This window comes from Streptomyces sp. NPDC049577, assembly GCF_040675635.1.
Lineage (GTDB): Bacteria > Actinomycetota > Actinomycetes > Streptomycetales > Streptomycetaceae > Streptomyces.
This window is the reverse complement of record NZ_JBFAPH010000009.1, coordinates 1-15,265: the sequence shown is the minus strand read 5'-3', so window position 1 is coordinate 15,265 and position 15,265 is coordinate 1. Positions and strand designations below refer to the sequence as shown.

Genomic DNA, 15,265 nt, shown 5'->3' with positions numbered 1-15,265 from the left:
GCGGCCGGTCGGGACGGCGCCTCACCGGGACGGCCCCCTGCCGAGGACCCGATAGGACGAGTCCGGTGCGCCGAACGCATACTGAAACCCATGGTGAAGTCTTCCGGGGAAGCCGCTCCCCGAACCCCCGCTGTCCTGACCCGCCCCGTCTCCTGGTTCCTGCTCGCCTTCGGGGTGTGGAGCTGGTTCATCTGGATCACTTTCGTCAAGAACCTCTGGAAGGACGGCAGCGGGCTCGCCTTCGACGACGCGGGTGACCCGACCGCGTACTTCTGGGTCCATCTGCTGCTGGCCATCACCTCGTTTCTTCTGGGGACGGCCGTCGGCCTCATCGGGTTGCGCGGCGTACGGGCACTGCGGCGCAGCTCATAGCCCGCGGGGCTCCGCCCGGGCAACTGCCTCCGACATACCCGCTGGTCGGCGATCACTTGGCCGATTCCCCGGACGTACGCCCGTTCGTGTGTTTAGGTGATGCGCATCACTGGGCGGAGGGGGCGCGGCGATGCGTGGGTCCACTGGGGGCCGTATTCGGGCTGTTGTGTCGGGTGTGGTGCTGCTGGCGGTGGGGGCCACGGCCTGCGATTTCACCCCGGGCGGGGGCGACGACGGACCGATCACGGTCGGCACGACCGACACGGTGACCACACTGGACCCGGCAGGCGCCTACGACGCGGGCTCCTGGGCGCTTTTCGGCAATGTCTACCAGTCGCTGCTCACCTTCACCCCCGGCTCGGCCTCCCCGGTGCCGGACGCCGCGCGCCGCTGCGCCTTCAAGGGCGACGACTTACGCACGTACGTCTGCGAGCTGCGCCCCGGCCTGACCTTCGCCGACGGGAGCGCGCTGACGGCGAAGGACGTGAAGTTCTCCTTCGACCGCATCCTGCGGATCAAGTCCCCGCAGGGCCCCGAGTCCCTGCTGAAGACGCTGAGCGCGGTGGACACCCCGTCCGGCGGCGAAGTGGTCTTCCGGCTCCGGGCGCCGGACGCCACCTTCCCGTTCAAGATCGCGACGGGGGCGGGATCCATCGTCGAGAGCAGCCGTTATCCGGCCGACCGGCTGCGCACCGATGGCGCGGCCGACGGCTCCGGGCCGTACGTCCTGAAGGACTACAAGCCGGGCGACACGGCCGAGCTGCGGCCCAACGAGCACTACACCGGCGCGGCGAAGCAGACGGGCGGCGCGGTGACCGTGCGCTACTTCCCCGACTCCGGGGCGATGAGCCGGGCCTGGAAGAAGCGGTCCGTCGACGTCGTCACCCGGCAGATGCCGCCGACCGACATCGCCGCCCTGTCGCCCACCGACTCCAGCGTGCGGGTCATGGAGTCCTCCGCCGCGAGCACCCGCTTCCTGGTCTTCAACCTGCGCGACGGCTCGCCGACGCGGGAGACCGCCGTCCGCCAGGCCGTCGCCGCCGTCGTGGACCGCGAACCGCTCGCCCGCGACGTCCATCTGCGTACCGTCGAGCCCCTCTACTCCCTCATCCCCCAGGGCCTCACCGGCCACTCGACGTCCTTCTACGACGCCTACCCCCGGCCCGACGCCAACCGGGCCAAGGCGCTGCTGGAGAAGGCGGGTGTCCGCACACCGGTCCGCTTCACCCTCGCCTACTCCCAGGGCGCCGCCACCGACCAGGAGGCGGCCCTGCTGGGGCGGCAGCTGGACGATACGGGCCTGTTCGAGGTGACGACCCGCCGCGTGGCCTGGAAGGAGTTCCAGGAGGGCTACGCCCGGGGCGACTACGACGCGTACTGCCTGAGCTGGCTCGCCGACTTCCCCGACCCCGACACGTTCACCTCGCCCCTGGTCGGCGAGGACGGCGCCCTGCACTCCGGCTACACCAGCGCCCGGGTCGAGCAGCTGATCCGCGACACACAGCGCAACTACCAGCGCGGCCGGGTCGCCGACGACTTCCGCGCCATCCAGAAGGTCATCGCCCAGGACGTGCCGCTGGTGCCGCTGTGGCAGAAGAAGGACTACACGCTCAGCACGGCGTCGATCTCGGGCACGGAGTACCTCTCCGACGGCACGGGCATCTGGCGGCTGTGGCAGCTGGGGCGCATCTGACGTCCGGCGTGCGGGCGTGCGGGGCGCCTGCGGCGTGCTTATCGTGCGGATATGGGAGACGGCCGGCTGAGAGTGGGCACGTTCCTGTCGTCGGCGCCGATGGCGGCGGGCGCCGACGGGCCGGTGAGCGGGACGACCCCGCCCGCCGACCTGGCCCGCTGCCGGGAGCTCCTGGCCGGCCTCGACGGCGTGGACTTCCTCCACGACCTCGACATCCGCCACAGCCGGATCCGTGACGGCCAGGTCCTCCTCGGCGACCTCCACCTGGGCGACCTCGACCTCTACGTCTGGCACGCCGAGATCGACCGCCGCCCGGGCGGCTACCACCTGGAGGTTCTGCGCACCCTCGCGCGGGACACACGCGTCGTCGTGGATCCCGAGGCGTTCGCGGCCGCCGCCGACAAGTACCGCGCGCACCTCCTGCTGCGCCGTGCCGGCGTGCGCGTGCCGGAGACGCTGCTGCTGGACCACGAGCACGTCTCCCTCGCCGAGCCGGTGCTCGCCGAGTGGGGCCGGGCCGTCCTCAAGCCGCGCTGGGGCAGCTTCGGCCGGGGCGTGCTGTTCGTCGAGGACTACCCGACCCTCCGCGACGCCGTCGGCTATCTGCACAGCATGGCCGCGGACCACGACACGACGCTCCTGCTGGAGCGCTTCTACGACAACGACCCGGCCGACTGGGTCTCGACCACGGTCGTCGGCGGCCACGTGCTGTACGGCTACCGCAAGCGCCCCCGCCGCTGGACGTCCCTGGGCACCGGCGCCGCCAAGGTCTACGACCCGGAGGGCGAGGGCGGTGAGACCGACCTCTGCGACGTCCTACCGGCCCATGCCGAGCAGGCCCGCCAGGCGGCGAAGGCGCTCGGCCTGCCCATCGTCGGCTTCGACATGATCCTCCACGAGGGCGCGCCGATCGTCGTCGACGAGAACACGTACCCGGGTATCTACCCGGACCTGCTGCGGGAGGCGGGGCAGGACCTGGGCCGCGAACTCTACGACGTGATCGCGCAGTTGATCGACGAGTGCCTCAGAGCCCGTGCCGCCGGAGGAAGTCCAGCATGAGCTTCTCCCACTCCCCGGGCCGCTCGGCCATGACCACGTGCCCGGCGTCGATCTCCGCGTACTCCGCACCCGGGATGTGCTCCGCCAGATACCGGGAGTGGGCGGGGGAGACGAGGGTGTCCTGCAAGGTGGCGACGACCAGTGTCGGCACGGAGACACCCGCCAGCTCGGCCCTCGTGTCGCTCCGCCCCACGACCGCCGCCTGCTCGGCGGCGCCGGCCGGCACACCGGAGGTGATCAGCTCGAAGAAGGCCGGCATCTCGCTCTCCGGCACTCCGTTGAGGAAGTCCTCGCCGAAGGCGGTCAGCGCGTTGAAGCGCGCGAAGGAGTACATGTCCCCGTCGCCCAGCAGCTTGCCCCACAGGTCGAGCGAGGCCCGGGTGCGGTTGTCGGCCTTGGCCAGACCCGCCGTCAGCACGAGCCCCCGCACCCGCTCCGGATGGCGCGTCGCGGCCCGCACGGAGACGAGCGTGCCCAGCGAGTAGCCGATCAGGGTGAAGGTCTCCAGCCCGGCCCTCGTCGCCTCCGCCACGATCGCGTCGGCGAGCCCGTCGAGAGTGAGCGGTTCCGTGGCACGCGGGGTGTCGCCGGAGCCCGGGTAGTCGGGGGCCACGACGGTGTGCCCCTCGGCGAGCGCCGGCAGGACGGGCAGGTAATTGCCCTCGATGCTGCCGCCCGCGCCGTGCGCGAGCAGGATGCCGGGACCGGAGCCGTGGACGGTGGTGTTCAGATGCGGGATGCCCGCGGGAATCTGCGTCATGGGCAGGAGGTTGCCGTATGACATCAGTGTCAAGGTCAAGCCCGGCCGGGAGGAGTCGCGCATGCGCATCGGTGAACTGTCGCGTCGGACCGGGGTGAGCCCCCGGCTCCTGCGCTACTACGAGCAGCAGGGCCTGCTGCGCTCCGAGCGCGACACCAACGGCTATCGCCGCTACCATCCCGACGCCGCCGAGCGTGTCGCCCGCATCCGCGAACTGCTCGACGCCGGCATCACCACCGAGGTCATCGGCACGCTGCTGCCCTGCGCCCAGGGCGGCCCCGGGTTGCTGACCTGCTCCCACTCCGTCCAGGTGCTGGACGATCAGCTCGCCCGCGTGGAGGAGCAGATGGCCGAGCTCCGGCGCCGGAAGGAGGCGCTGCGAGGGGTGACCGAGGCGATGGAGACCCGCCGCCACGAGGACGAGGCCCTGGCCGGGGCCGCGCTGAAGTCCGCCTGACCCACGGCTCGTCCGTGCGCGTCCTGCCCGCGCCCGCGGGCACGTCGCGGTCCGCCTCACCACCGACCGGGCCTCGGGGCACGCAGTCCTGGACGTGGCCAACGACGGGCCGCCGATCGAGCCCGCCGACCGCGAGAAGAAAGGCACCCTCACCGTCCTCGACGCCCCGGGAGCGACCACCTTTCGCGCCCGGCTGCCCTTCGGCCCCAGACGTCCCGCTGAACGCGGACGGGCCCGCCCCGCGTCTGAAGACGCGGGACGGGCCCGGAACCCGATGCGGCCGGGGATCAGAAGCGACGCGTGATCAGCGCGCGCTTGACCTCCTGGATCGCCTTCGTGACCTCGATGCCACGCGGGCAGGCGTCCGTGCAGTTGAACGTGGTGCGGCAGCGCCACACGCCGTCCTTGTCGTTGAGGATCTCCAGGCGCTGCTCGCCCGCCTCGTCACGCGAGTCGAAGATGAAGCGGTGCGCGTTGACGATCGCCGCCGGGCCGAAGTACTGGCCGTCGTTCCAGAACACCGGGCACGAGGAGGTGCACGCGGCGCACAGGATGCACTTGGTGGTGTCGTCGAAGCGCTCGCGGTCCTCGGCGGACTGCCGGCGCTCGCGGGTCGGCTCGTTGCCCTTGGTGATCAGGAAGGGCATGACGTCGCGGTACGCCTGGAAGAACGGCTCCATGTCGACCACGAGGTCCTTGAGGACCGTGAGGCCCTTGATGGGCTCGACCGTGATCGGCTTCTCGGGGTTGATGTCCTTGATCAGCGTCTTGCACGCCAGGCGGTTGCGGCCGTTGATGCGCATGGCGTCGGAGCCGCAGATGCCGTGGGCGCAGGAGCGACGGAACGTCAGCGAGCCGTCGTGGTCCCACTTGATCTTGTGCAGGCCGTCGAGCACGCGCTCCTTCGGGTCGATCTCGACCTCGAAGTCCTGCCAGGTCGCCTCGGCCGAGACCTCCGGGTTGAACCGGCGGACGCGGAAGACGACCGTGATGTAGGGGGAGGCCTTGGAGTCGGCCTCGACCTTGTCGAGAGTCGCGGTGCTCATCAGTACTTACGCTCCATCGGCTGGTAGCGGGTCTGCACGACCGGCTTGTAGTCGAGCCGGATCGAGTCCTTGCCGCTCGCGTCCACCTCGCGGTACGCCATGGTGTGGCGCATGAAGTTGACGTCGTCGCGGTTGGGGTAGTCCTCGCGGTAGTGACCGCCGCGGGACTCCTTGCGCGCCAGCGCGGACACGGCCATCACCTCGGCCAGGTCGAGCAGGTTGCCCAGCTCGATGGCCTCCAGCAGGTCGGTGTTGAAGCGCTTGCCCTTGTCCTGGACGGACACGTTCTTGTACCGCTCGCGCAGCTCGGCGATCTTCTCGACGGCCGTCTTGATGGTCTGCTCGGTGCGGAACACCATCACGTTGGCGTCCATGGTCTCCTGCAGCTCCTTGCGGAGCTCGGCGACCCGCTCGGTGCCGGTGGAGGCGCGCAGCTTCTCGACCTGGTCGATGACGAACTGCGCCGGGTTCTCCGGCAGCTCGACGTAGTCGGCCTTCTGCGCGTACTCCGCGGCGGCGATGCCGGCGCGGCGGCCGAAGACGTTGATGTCGAGCAGCGAGTTGGTGCCCAGGCGGTTGGCGCCGTGCACCGAGACGCAGGCGACCTCGCCGGCGGCGTACAGACCGGGGACGACGGTGTCGTTGTCGGCCAGCACCTCGCCCTCGACGTTGGTCGGGATGCCGCCCATGGCGTAGTGCGCGGTCGGCTGGATCGGGATCGGGTCCGTGTAGGGCTCGATGCCGAGGTAGGTGCGCGCGAACTCGGTGATGTCCGGGAGCTTGGCGTCCAGCTGCTCCGGCGGCAGGTGGGTGAGGTCCAGGTAGACGTGGTCGCCCTCGGGACCGCAGCCGCGGCCCTCGCGGATCTCGGTGTAGATCGAGCGGGAGACGACGTCACGGGACGCGAGGTCCTTCATGACCGGCGCGTACTTCTCCATGAAGCGCTCGCCGTCCTTGTTGCGGAGGATGCCGCCCTCACCACGGGCGCCCTCCGTCAGCAGGATGCCCATGCGCCAGATGCCCGTCGGGTGGAACTGGAAGAACTCCATGTCCTCCAGGGGCAGACCGCGGCGGTAGCAGGCGGCCTGGCCGTCACCGGTCAGGGTGTGGGCGTTGGACGTCACCTTGAAGAACTTGCCGGTGCCGCCGGAGGCGTAGATGACCGACTTCGCCTGGAAGATGTGGATCTCGCCGGTGGCCAGCTCGTACGCCACCACACCGGCCGACTTCTTGACGCCGTCGACCTCGGTGATCAGCTGGTCCAGGACGTAGAACTCGTTGAAGAACTCCACGCCCTCCTTGACGCAGTTCTGGTACAGCGTCTGGAGGATCATGTGGCCGGTGCGGTCCGCGGCGTAGCAGGACCGGCGGACCGGGGCCTCGCCGTGGTTACGGCTGTGACCGCCGAAGCGGCGCTGGTCGATGGTGCCGTCCTTGGTGCGGTTGAACGGCAGGCCCATCTTCTCGAGGTCGAGGACCGCGTCGATGGCCTCCTTCGCCAGGATCTCCGCGGCGTCCTGGTCGACCAGGTAGTCGCCACCCTTGACCGTGTCGAAGGTGTGCCACTCCCAGTTGTCCTCCTCGACGTTCGCGAGGGCGGCGGCCATGCCGCCCTGGGCGGCGCCGGTGTGGGAGCGGGTCGGGTACAGCTTCGTCAGCACGGCGGTGCGGCTGCGCTTCGTCGCCTCGATGGCGGCGCGCATGCCGGCGCCGCCGGCGCCGACGATGACGGTGTCGTACTTGTGGATCTGCATGTCTCGTCAGCCCCGGGCTCTAGCGGATGTTCGGGTCGAAGGTGAAGATCACCAGCGTGCCCAGCAGGACGGTGAAGACCGTGGCCGTGTACAGCAGCATCTTCAGCCAGAAGCGGGTGGTGTCCCGCTCCGCGTAGTCGTTGATGACCGTGCGCAGGCCGTTCGCGCCGTGCAGCATCGCGAGCCACAGCATGATGAGGTCCCAGGCCTGCCAGAACGGCGACGCCCAGCGGCCCGCCACGAAGGCGAAGCCGATCTTGCTGACGCCGTCGTCCAGCACCAGCTGGATCAGCAGGTGACCGAGGACCAGGACGACCAGCAGGATGCCGGACAGGCGCATGAACAGCCAGCCGTACATCTCGAAGTTGGTCCGGGTCGCCTTCGGCGTCTTCTTGGTCCGGGCCCGGGGGGCCTCGATGACCGGCGCCGGGTTGTCCACGTCGTACATCGACACGTCGTTCACGGAAGCGGCGGAAGCGGGAGAATGGGTTTCAGCGGACATCTCGCGTCATCAGCTCCCGAACAGGGTGCGCAGCGTGTGGCTGAGCACGGGGTAGAAGGCGCCGGCCATCAGCACGACCCAGACACCCACGACGGTCCACAGCATCTGCTTCTGGTAGCGCGGGCCCTTGGACCAGAAGTCCACCGCGATGACCCGCAGGCCGTTGAGCGCGTGGAAGAGGATGGCGGCCACCAGGCCGTACTCCATCACATTGACAACGGGTGTCTTGTACGTCGCGACGACGTTGTCGTACGCCTCGGGGGAGACGCGAACGAGAGCGGTGTCGAGGACGTGCACGAACAGGAAGAAGAAAATGAGGACGCCGGTGACTCGGTGAGCCACCCAGGACCACATGCCTTCCCGGCCGCGGTACAGCGTTCCAGCCGGCACGGAAAACCCTCCGGGAGCGGGGATCGGGGCCTGCCGGCTTCACTGTCGGTCGGGCCCGGCCGGGTACGGTCCACCGGCCCTGGCCATCGTAGCGACGCCTTCTCGCTCCGGTCTCGCGGGGTCTGTCAGGTGTGATCAAACAGGCACGTACGGCCTAGGGGGTGCGGCGTTTCGGGCGTGTGCGGGGCGCTTCCGGAGGCGCAGAACCCTATGTTCTCCTTAAATAGGAGGAAATCGGAGGTTCTACTCCAATGTGGCGTACACCCAGAATGACCCGCGCGTCGGCCGTGAGGGGATCGGTCGCCGCCATCGCCCTCCTCGCGACCATGACCATGATGGGCTGCCCCCGCCAGGACTCCGGGGCCCGTCCCGGCCAGGACGACTCCCGCTCGGCCCCGGCCTCCTCCGCCTCCTCCTCGGGTTCCTCCTCTTCTCCCTCCTCCTCCGCCGCGCCGGCCCCGGCGCCCCCCGGTCCGCCGCGCACCGTCCCGGCCGTGCGCTCCTTCACCGCCCAGGGCGGCGCCGGCTGGCGCCCCGCGCCGGACGCGCGCGTCGTCGCCGACCCGGGCGGGCCGCTGGCCGACGAGGGCCGCCGCCTCGCCGGCGAGCTGAAGATGTCCTTCGCCGCCGGACCCGCCCGTCCGGGTGACATCGAGCTCGCCCTGCGCCCGGGCCGGGACGGTGGCCCCGAGGCGTACGAGCTGACCACCCACGACGGACGGGTGACCATCGCGGCCCAGGACGAGGCCGGCGTCTTCTACGGCACCCGCACCGTCCTCCAGGCCGTGCGCACCGGCGGCGGCCTGCCCGAGGGGGTCGTCCGCGACTCCCCCGACCGGCCGCAGCGCGGACTGAACCTGGACACCGCCCGCAAGCACTTCACCGCCCGCTGGATCGAGGACCGGCTGCGCGAGATGGCCGACCTCAAGCTCAACCAGCTCGGCCTGCACTTCTCCGACGACCAGGGCTTCCGCATCGAGAGCGAGAGCCACCCCGAGATCGTCTCCGCCGACCACCTCACCAAGGACGAGGTCCGCCACCTCGTCGACGTGGCCTCCGCCCTGCACATCACGCTCGTCCCCGAGATCGACTCGCCCGGTCACCTGGGCGCCGTCATCGCCGCCCACCCCGAGCTCCAGCTGCACGACGCGTCGGGGACGGCCATCCGGGGCGCCGTCGACATCGCCAATCCGGAGTCGGCGAGCATCGTCGACGACCTGCTGCGCGAGTACGCGCCGCTCTTCCCCGGCGCCTGGTTCCACCTGGGCGCCGACGAATACCGGGCCCTGACCGTCAAGGACCCGCAGGCCTCCTACCCCGGCCTGGCCCAGGCCGCCCGCCAGAAGTACGGCCCCCGCGCCCGCGTCCAGGATCTGGCCACGGGCTGGCTCAACGACCGCGCCGCCGTCGTCCGCGCCCTCGGCAAGAAGCCCAAGGCGTGGAACGACGGTTTCTTCCGCGACGGCGTCGTCACCGCCGACAAGGGCATCGAGGTCGAGTACTGGACGGGCAAGGAGATCGGCGCCCGCGATCCGCAGGATTACCTGAACGAGGGACGGCCTGTGGTCAATCTGAACGACGAGTACCTCTATTACGTGCTCGGCGAGCCGAACGACTTCCACTACCCGACCGGTGAGCGGATCTACGGCCAGTGGTCCCCGGCCGTCCTGCGCGGCACGCGTGCCGCCGGCGGGCCGACCGGGCCGGACCGCGTCCTCGGTGGCCGCCTGGCCATCTGGTGCGACCGGGCTGCCGCCCAGACCCCGGACCAGGTCGCGGCGGGCATCCGCCTGCCGCTGGCCGCGGTGTCCCAGCGGCTGTGGGACCCGCGCAAGCCGGCACTGGCGTGGAGCGACTTCTCCGCCCTGGCGGGCCGGGTCCGGGGCTGATCGCGGGATCCACCGGGTTGCGGGCAAGCGTTCCGCAGGACGACGGGGGAGGGCGGGCACAACCGGAACGACGGGCGTCGGCCACCCCCGGTACCCTCCGGAGGAAATCCGCGTCACCCGTCACGAGGGCCCGATGAAGATCGAATTCCTGCTGCACAACGCGTACGGCATCGGCGGCACCATCCGCTCGACCGTCAATCTCGCCGCCGCCCTCGCCGACCGGCACGAGGTACGGATCATCAGCGTCAACCGCCCGGTCGACGAGCCCGAGCTCGACATCGACCCGCGCGTGCGCCTGACGCCGCTGGTCGACCTGCGCGAGGGCGCCGCCACCGACGAGTACGAGACGCCCCTCAACCAGCAGCCCAGCGCGCTCTTCCGCGACGAGCGCATCGACAACGGCCGCATGGCCGCCACCGCCCTCACCGACGAGCGCGTGGCCGCGCACCTCGCGGCCACCGACGCCGACGTCGTGATCGCCACCCGCCCCAAGCTCATCGGTTACCTCGCGCAGTACGGCGACGACCGCTACCTCCGGCTCGGCCAGGAGCACCTCACCCACGAGGCGCACGTCCCCGAGCTGCACGCCGTGATGGACCCGGCGATCGCCGCGCTCGACGCCTTCGCCACCGTCTCCGAGGCGGACGCGGGGCACTACCGCGAGGCCCTGCCGGACGCGAAGGCCCGCATCCTCTCCATCCCCAACGCCGTCCCGGCCCCGGTCGCGGCCCCCTCGGACGGCACGTCGAAGACCGTCGTCTCCGCCGGCCGCCTTGTTGCGGTCAAGCGCTACGACCGTCTGATCGCCGCCTTCGCCAAGGTCGCCTCCGAGCGCCCCGACTGGAACCTGCGCATCTACGGCCGCGGCCCCGCCAAGCCCAAGCTGCGCAAGCAGATCGAGGAGCTCGGCCTGTACGAGCGGATCACGCTCATGGGCGCGCGCTCGCCCATCGAGACCGAGTGGTCCAAGGGCGCGGTGGCCGCCGTCGCCTCCGACGCCGAGTCGTTCGGCATGACGATCGTCGAGGCCATGCACGCCGGCCTGCCGGTCATCGCCACCGACTGCCCGCACGGCCCGCGCGAGATCCTCACCGACGGCACGGACGGCATCCTCGTCCCGCTGGACGGCTCGGACTCCAATGACGCCGTCGACGCCTACGCCGACGCCCTGCTCCGCCTCACCGGCGACGCCGATCTCCGCGCCCGCCTCGGCAAGGCCGCCCGTACCTCCGCACGGCGGTACGAGCCGGACGCCATCGCGCGGCGCTACGAGGAGCTGTTCGAGGAGCTGCGTCCGGGCTGCACCGCCGAGCGGGCCAGGAAGGGCGGGCTGCTGCGCGGCCTCTTCGGCGGTGGGCGCGCCAAGCCCAAGGCCGTGCCGGCCGGCGCCGGGGCGGAGACCGCCCACCCCGACGCCCGCTGCGCCGTGGACGCCGACGGCTCGCTCGTCGTGCGGCTGCGCGCCGACCAGCTCACCGCCGCCGACACGCACCTGCTGCTGCGGCACCGCGGCAGCAAGGGCAAGGAGACCGTGCGCGTGCCGCTGCCGCAGCGCCGTGAGGCGGGCGGCTGGGTCGAGGCCCGCGTCGACCGCGCGGCGCACACGATGAGCGAGGGGCGCTGGGACAGCTACGTCGAGCGCTCCGGCGACAAGTCCCGCCGCCGGCTGTCCGCCGTGCTCGTCGAGCAGAAGGCGCTGCTGGGCCTGGAGCTCGCCGAGGGCGCCAAGGGCACCGGCGCCTGGGTGCCGTACGAGACCAGTGACGGCTTCCTCGCCGTCCGCACCTGGCTGCGCCCCCAGCACGCCGAGGTGACCGAGGTGCGGGTCGGCGAGGACGGTGTCACGTTCGCCCTCGCGCCCTACGGGACGGCCTTCGGCGAGGGTGCCGAGCTGATCGCCCGGCTGCGCGACGGCGACGGCGCGGCCGGTGACGTCCGGGCACCACTGGTGGACGGCGGGGCCACGCTGCCGTACGAGCCGATGAGCCGCCGCATCGGCGAGGAGCAGGACCTCTGGGACCTGTGGGCGCGCCCGGCCGCCGGGGCCGCGCTGATCCGCGTCGGCCGCATCGCCGGCGACTTCGCCGACCGCAAGGGCGTCGACACCTTCCCGGCCGCCGTGCGCGGCGAGGTGAAGCTGCGTCCGTACTTCACGGTCACCAACGACCTGACGATCAGCGTGAAGGACGCGGTCGCGGAGGACTGAGCCGGACGGGGGACGGCCGGGGCCGCCACCCCCCACAGGAGAGGCCCCGGCCGTCCGTCCGTTGCGAACCCTGGCGGGGTACGCACTCCCTACAGCGCCATGTGTCGAAAATCCGTCACACCGGACGTCCGTTCGGTCTGGGTTCGGGGGTTGTGCCGCCCGCCGCGCGGGCGGCGCGTAATATCACCCGCTCACAGCCCGTTTTCCCGGTGGCCGGGGTCAAGGCCACACTCATGGGGGTTCGAAGAGATGTATCCGTGCGGTCACTGCCGCGCCACCGCCGTCGGTCCGGACGGCCGCTGCGCCGCATGCGGCTCGTTCCAGCAGCCGGTGGGCATGCCGCCGGCCTACGGGTATCCGGGCGTGCCCGGCGGGATGCCGGTGGGCGGGGTGGACCTGCGGCGGGGCGTGCGGATCGCGCTGACGGTGCTGCTGTCGGTGACGGCGGCCGTGCTCGTGCTGGCCATCGCCGGTGACGGCGTCTACATGAACGCCATCGCGGACTCGATCGACGGCGACATCTCCGACGGGCTGATCGACCGGCTCGACAACGCGGAGGACTTCCTCGCGGGGGTCGGCGTCCTGCAGTTCTTCGTCCTCGTCGCCACGGCCGTGCTGTGGGCCGTGTGGTTCCGGCGGATGCGGCTCAACGCCGAGGTCTTCGCGCCCGGTACGCACCGTTTCGGCAGCGGCTGGGCGGCGGGCAGCTGGTTCACGCCGGTCGTCAACCTCTGGTTCCCCAAGCAGATCGCCAACGACATCTACCGGGCCAGCGCCCCGGCGGGCCCGCAGGGTGCGCCCAAGGGCCTGCTGAACGCCTGGTGGGTGCTGTGGATCGTGTCGAACGTGGTCGGCGTCATCGGCAGCGCCATGGAGCGGACCGCCGAGCGGCGGATGAAGAGCGCGATCGCGTCCGGCCACTACGACCTGGCCAAGTTCCACGACGACGCGCACGCCTTCAGGGGCGCCCTGGCGGTCAGCGGCTTCGCCGACCTGCTTCTCCTCGCCGCCGCCGTCTTCGCGCTGCTGGTCGTGCGTCAGCTGTCGCGCATGCAGGAGCAGCGCGCCGCGATGGGTCCCCCGATGATGGCCGCACCCGGAATGCCGGGGATGCCGGGTATGCCGTACGGAGCGCCTCCCGCTCCGAACGCGTATCCGCAGAATCCTTACGGCAATGGTCCGGTGGGCTACTGAACCGCGGACAGGGCCAGTGGTGCAGGATGAGGGCGTGCAGGGGGACGACGCCGAACTGACCGTCGCGGTGCGCGCGGCGCAGGCTGGGGACGAGACGGCATTCCGCACGGTCTACCGGTCCGTCCAGCCCCGGCTGCTGGGGTACATACGCACACTCGTCGGCGACGCCGACGCGGAGGACGTGGCCTCGGAGACATGGCTGCAGATAGCGCGCGACCTCGCGCGCTTCAGCGGCGACGCCGACCGCTTCCGGGGCTGGGCGGCCCGCATCGCCCGCAACCGCGCGCTCGACCACATCCGGATGCGCGGCCGCCGCCCGGCCATCGGCGGCGACGAGAGCGAGCTCGCGACGCGGCCCGGCGACGCGGACACCGCCGACGAGGCGCTGGAGGCGCTGGGCACCGGGCGTACCCTCGCCCTGATCGCCCGTCTTCCGCAGGACCAGGCGGAGGCCGTCGTGCTGCGCGTCGTCGTCGGCCTCGACGCCAAGAGCGCCGCCGGCGTCCTGGGCAAACGCCCCGGCGCCGTACGCACCGCCGCCCACCGCGGCCTGCGCCGCCTGGCCGAACTGGTCACGGCGGACGGCACCCCCCAGCTCCCGGACCCGGGCCGGTCCACCCCCGGAGGCACCGCTTCCAGCGGTTCCTCCAACGGTGTGACGCAATGGCGCGCGCGGACGCAGAAGGACATGTGATGGCGGACGACCCCCAGTACGACTGGCTGGACGACCTCACCCGGGACCGGCTGGCCGACGGATCCCTGTCCGCCCTGGTCCGCCGCCGCGGTGTCAGCGGCGTCGTCTCCGACCCTGCGCGGCTGGCCGCCTCCCTCGACAGCCCGCTGTACGCCGGGCAGCTCGGCGAACTGGCCGAGCGCGGCGTGGGCACGGCCCGGGCCCTGCGCTTCCTGACCATCCATGACGTCCGCTGGGCCTGCGACGTCCTGCGGCCCGTCCACGAGGCGACCGGCGGTGTCGACGGACTGGTGTCCGCCGACACCGACCCCCGGCTCGCCGGGGACGCCCGGGCCCTCCTGGACGAGGCCCGCGAACTGTGGCGGACCGTCGACCGCCCCAACGCCATGGTCAAGATCCCGGCGACCGACGACGGCCTGACCGCCCTCAGCGCCTGCCTGGCCGAGGGCATCAACGTCCACGCCACCCTCGTCTTCTCCGCGGACCGCTACGACCGCGTGGCCGACGCCTACTTCGAGGGACTGGAGCGCGCCCGGTCCGCCGGCCGCGACCCGGCGGCGATCTCCTCCGTCGTCTCCTTCCACGTCGGCCCCATCGACACGGCCGTCGACACCCTGCTCGACCGGGAGGGCACCCTGGAGGCCAAGGCGATGCACGGCACCGCCGCGGTCTCCGGGGCCCGCCTCGCCCACGAGCGGTACGAGCAGAAGTACGCCGGCCCCCGCTGGCGCGACCTGGCCGGGCACGGAGCCCGCCCGCAGCGGCTGATGTGGGCCGCCACGGGCGTGCGCAACCCCGCCTATCTGGACACCCGTTACGTCGACCGGCTCGTCGCACGCGGCACCGTCAGCGCCATGCCCGAGCCGACGCTGCGCGCGGTCGCCGACCATGGCTCGGTGGTGCCCAGGCGCTGGACCACCGACACCTACGCCGACGCCCGCCGGCTGCTGGGCCACCTGGACTGGTTCGACATCGACTACCCCGAACTGGTCCAGCGGCTGGAGACCGAGGCGCTCAAGCGCTGCAACGACTCCTGGCACCAGCTGCTGGACACGCTCGACCTGGCCCTGGAGCGGGAGAGATCATGACAGCAGCGACCGGGGCGGCCGCCGTGCCGGCCGCCCGTGTGCCCGGCTCGAAGAGCATCACCAACCGGGCCCTGTTGCTGGCGGCGGCCGCACGCGCCGAGAGCCACGGAGACCTCCACGCCCATCAGCACTCCTCCCGTCCGGACGACATCCGCGCCGGA

General features: G+C 71.5%; 14 protein-coding genes. 9 read left to right on the top strand and 5 right to left on the bottom strand.

Annotated features, from left to right (window positions below; all coding sequences use genetic code 11):
* Window positions 1–90: 90 nt before the first annotated feature.
* The 3 genes from AB0K09_RS02435 (at window position 91) to AB0K09_RS02425 (ending at window position 3,124) form a co-directional block, all read left to right on the top strand.
* Window positions 91–372 (top strand): hypothetical protein, encoded by a 282-nt coding sequence (locus AB0K09_RS02435; RefSeq protein ID WP_366063353.1) that lies wholly within the window; start codon window positions 91–93, stop codon window positions 370–372.
* A gap of 166 nt (window positions 373–538) precedes the next feature.
* A complete protein-coding gene (locus tag AB0K09_RS02430) occupies window positions 539–2,065 on the top strand; it encodes an ABC transporter substrate-binding protein (RefSeq protein WP_366063352.1) in 1,527 nt (508 codons plus the stop codon).
* Window positions 2,066–2,116: 51 nt separating this feature from the next.
* On the top strand, window positions 2,117–3,124 hold the full coding sequence (locus AB0K09_RS02425; RefSeq protein WP_366063351.1) for a hypothetical protein: 1,008 nt from the start codon (window positions 2,117–2,119) through the stop codon (window positions 3,122–3,124).
* Here the strand turns inward: AB0K09_RS02425 and AB0K09_RS02420 are convergent.
* On the bottom strand, window positions 3,090–3,884 hold the full coding sequence (locus tag AB0K09_RS02420; RefSeq protein ID WP_366063350.1) for an alpha/beta fold hydrolase: 795 nt from the start codon (window positions 3,882–3,884) through the stop codon (window positions 3,090–3,092). The genes AB0K09_RS02425 and AB0K09_RS02420 overlap by 35 nt on opposite strands.
* Window positions 3,885–3,945: 61 nt before the next feature.
* On the opposite strand from AB0K09_RS02420, the gene AB0K09_RS02415 reads away from it, so the two are divergent.
* The gene (locus AB0K09_RS02415; RefSeq protein ID WP_366063349.1) at window positions 3,946–4,341 is read left to right on the top strand and encodes a MerR family transcriptional regulator; all 396 of its coding nucleotides are present in this window, start codon (window positions 3,946–3,948) and stop codon (window positions 4,339–4,341) included.
* A 287-nt stretch (window positions 4,342–4,628) separates the two neighbouring features.
* Here the strand turns inward: AB0K09_RS02415 and AB0K09_RS02410 are convergent, their stop codons facing one another.
* Genes AB0K09_RS02410 through sdhC form a run of 4 tightly spaced genes read right to left on the bottom strand, consistent with a single transcriptional unit; the run spans window position 4,629 to window position 8,033 of the window.
* The gene (locus tag AB0K09_RS02410) at window positions 4,629–5,387 is read right to left on the bottom strand and encodes a succinate dehydrogenase iron-sulfur subunit (RefSeq protein WP_366063348.1); all 759 of its coding nucleotides are present in this window, start codon (window positions 5,385–5,387) and stop codon (window positions 4,629–4,631) included.
* Window positions 5,387–7,141: a succinate dehydrogenase flavoprotein subunit gene (gene sdhA, locus AB0K09_RS02405; protein ID WP_366063347.1), complete on the bottom strand. Its 1,755-nt coding sequence runs from the start codon at window positions 7,139–7,141 to the stop codon at window positions 5,387–5,389. Before sdhA ends, AB0K09_RS02410 begins: the two co-directional genes overlap by 1 nt.
* 19 nt (window positions 7,142–7,160) lie before the next feature.
* The gene (locus tag AB0K09_RS02400) at window positions 7,161–7,643 is read right to left on the bottom strand and encodes a succinate dehydrogenase hydrophobic membrane anchor subunit (RefSeq protein WP_366063346.1); all 483 of its coding nucleotides are present in this window, start codon (window positions 7,641–7,643) and stop codon (window positions 7,161–7,163) included.
* 9 nt (window positions 7,644–7,652) lie between these two features.
* Window positions 7,653–8,033, bottom strand: coding sequence for a succinate dehydrogenase, cytochrome b556 subunit (gene sdhC / locus AB0K09_RS02395; RefSeq protein WP_366063345.1), 381 nt, complete (start codon window positions 8,031–8,033; stop codon window positions 7,653–7,655).
* Between the two features lie 269 nt (window positions 8,034–8,302).
* Here sdhC and AB0K09_RS02390 point away from each other — a divergent pair, with 269 nt between their 5' ends.
* The 5 genes from AB0K09_RS02390 (at window position 8,303) to tal (ending at window position 15,104) form a co-directional block, all read left to right on the top strand.
* On the top strand, window positions 8,303–9,922 hold the full coding sequence (locus AB0K09_RS02390; protein WP_366063344.1) for a glycoside hydrolase family 20 protein: 1,620 nt from the start codon (window positions 8,303–8,305) through the stop codon (window positions 9,920–9,922).
* A gap of 133 nt (window positions 9,923–10,055) precedes the next feature.
* Window positions 10,056–12,128 carry a glycosyltransferase family 4 protein gene (locus AB0K09_RS02385; RefSeq protein ID WP_366063343.1) on the top strand — a complete coding sequence of 691 codons (2,073 nt, stop codon included), beginning with the start codon at window positions 10,056–10,058 and terminating at the stop codon, window positions 12,126–12,128.
* Between the two features lie 249 nt (window positions 12,129–12,377).
* On the top strand, window positions 12,378–13,322 hold the full coding sequence (locus AB0K09_RS02380; protein WP_366063342.1) for a DUF4328 domain-containing protein: 945 nt from the start codon (window positions 12,378–12,380) through the stop codon (window positions 13,320–13,322).
* A gap of 34 nt (window positions 13,323–13,356) precedes the next feature.
* Window positions 13,357–14,016, top strand: coding sequence for an RNA polymerase sigma factor (locus AB0K09_RS02375; protein WP_366063341.1), 660 nt, complete (start codon window positions 13,357–13,359; stop codon window positions 14,014–14,016).
* Window positions 14,016–15,104, top strand: coding sequence for a transaldolase (tal, locus tag AB0K09_RS02370; RefSeq protein ID WP_366063340.1), 1,089 nt, complete (start codon window positions 14,016–14,018; stop codon window positions 15,102–15,104). Before AB0K09_RS02375 ends, tal begins: the two co-directional genes overlap by 1 nt.
* Window positions 15,105–15,265: the final 161 nt, after the last annotated feature.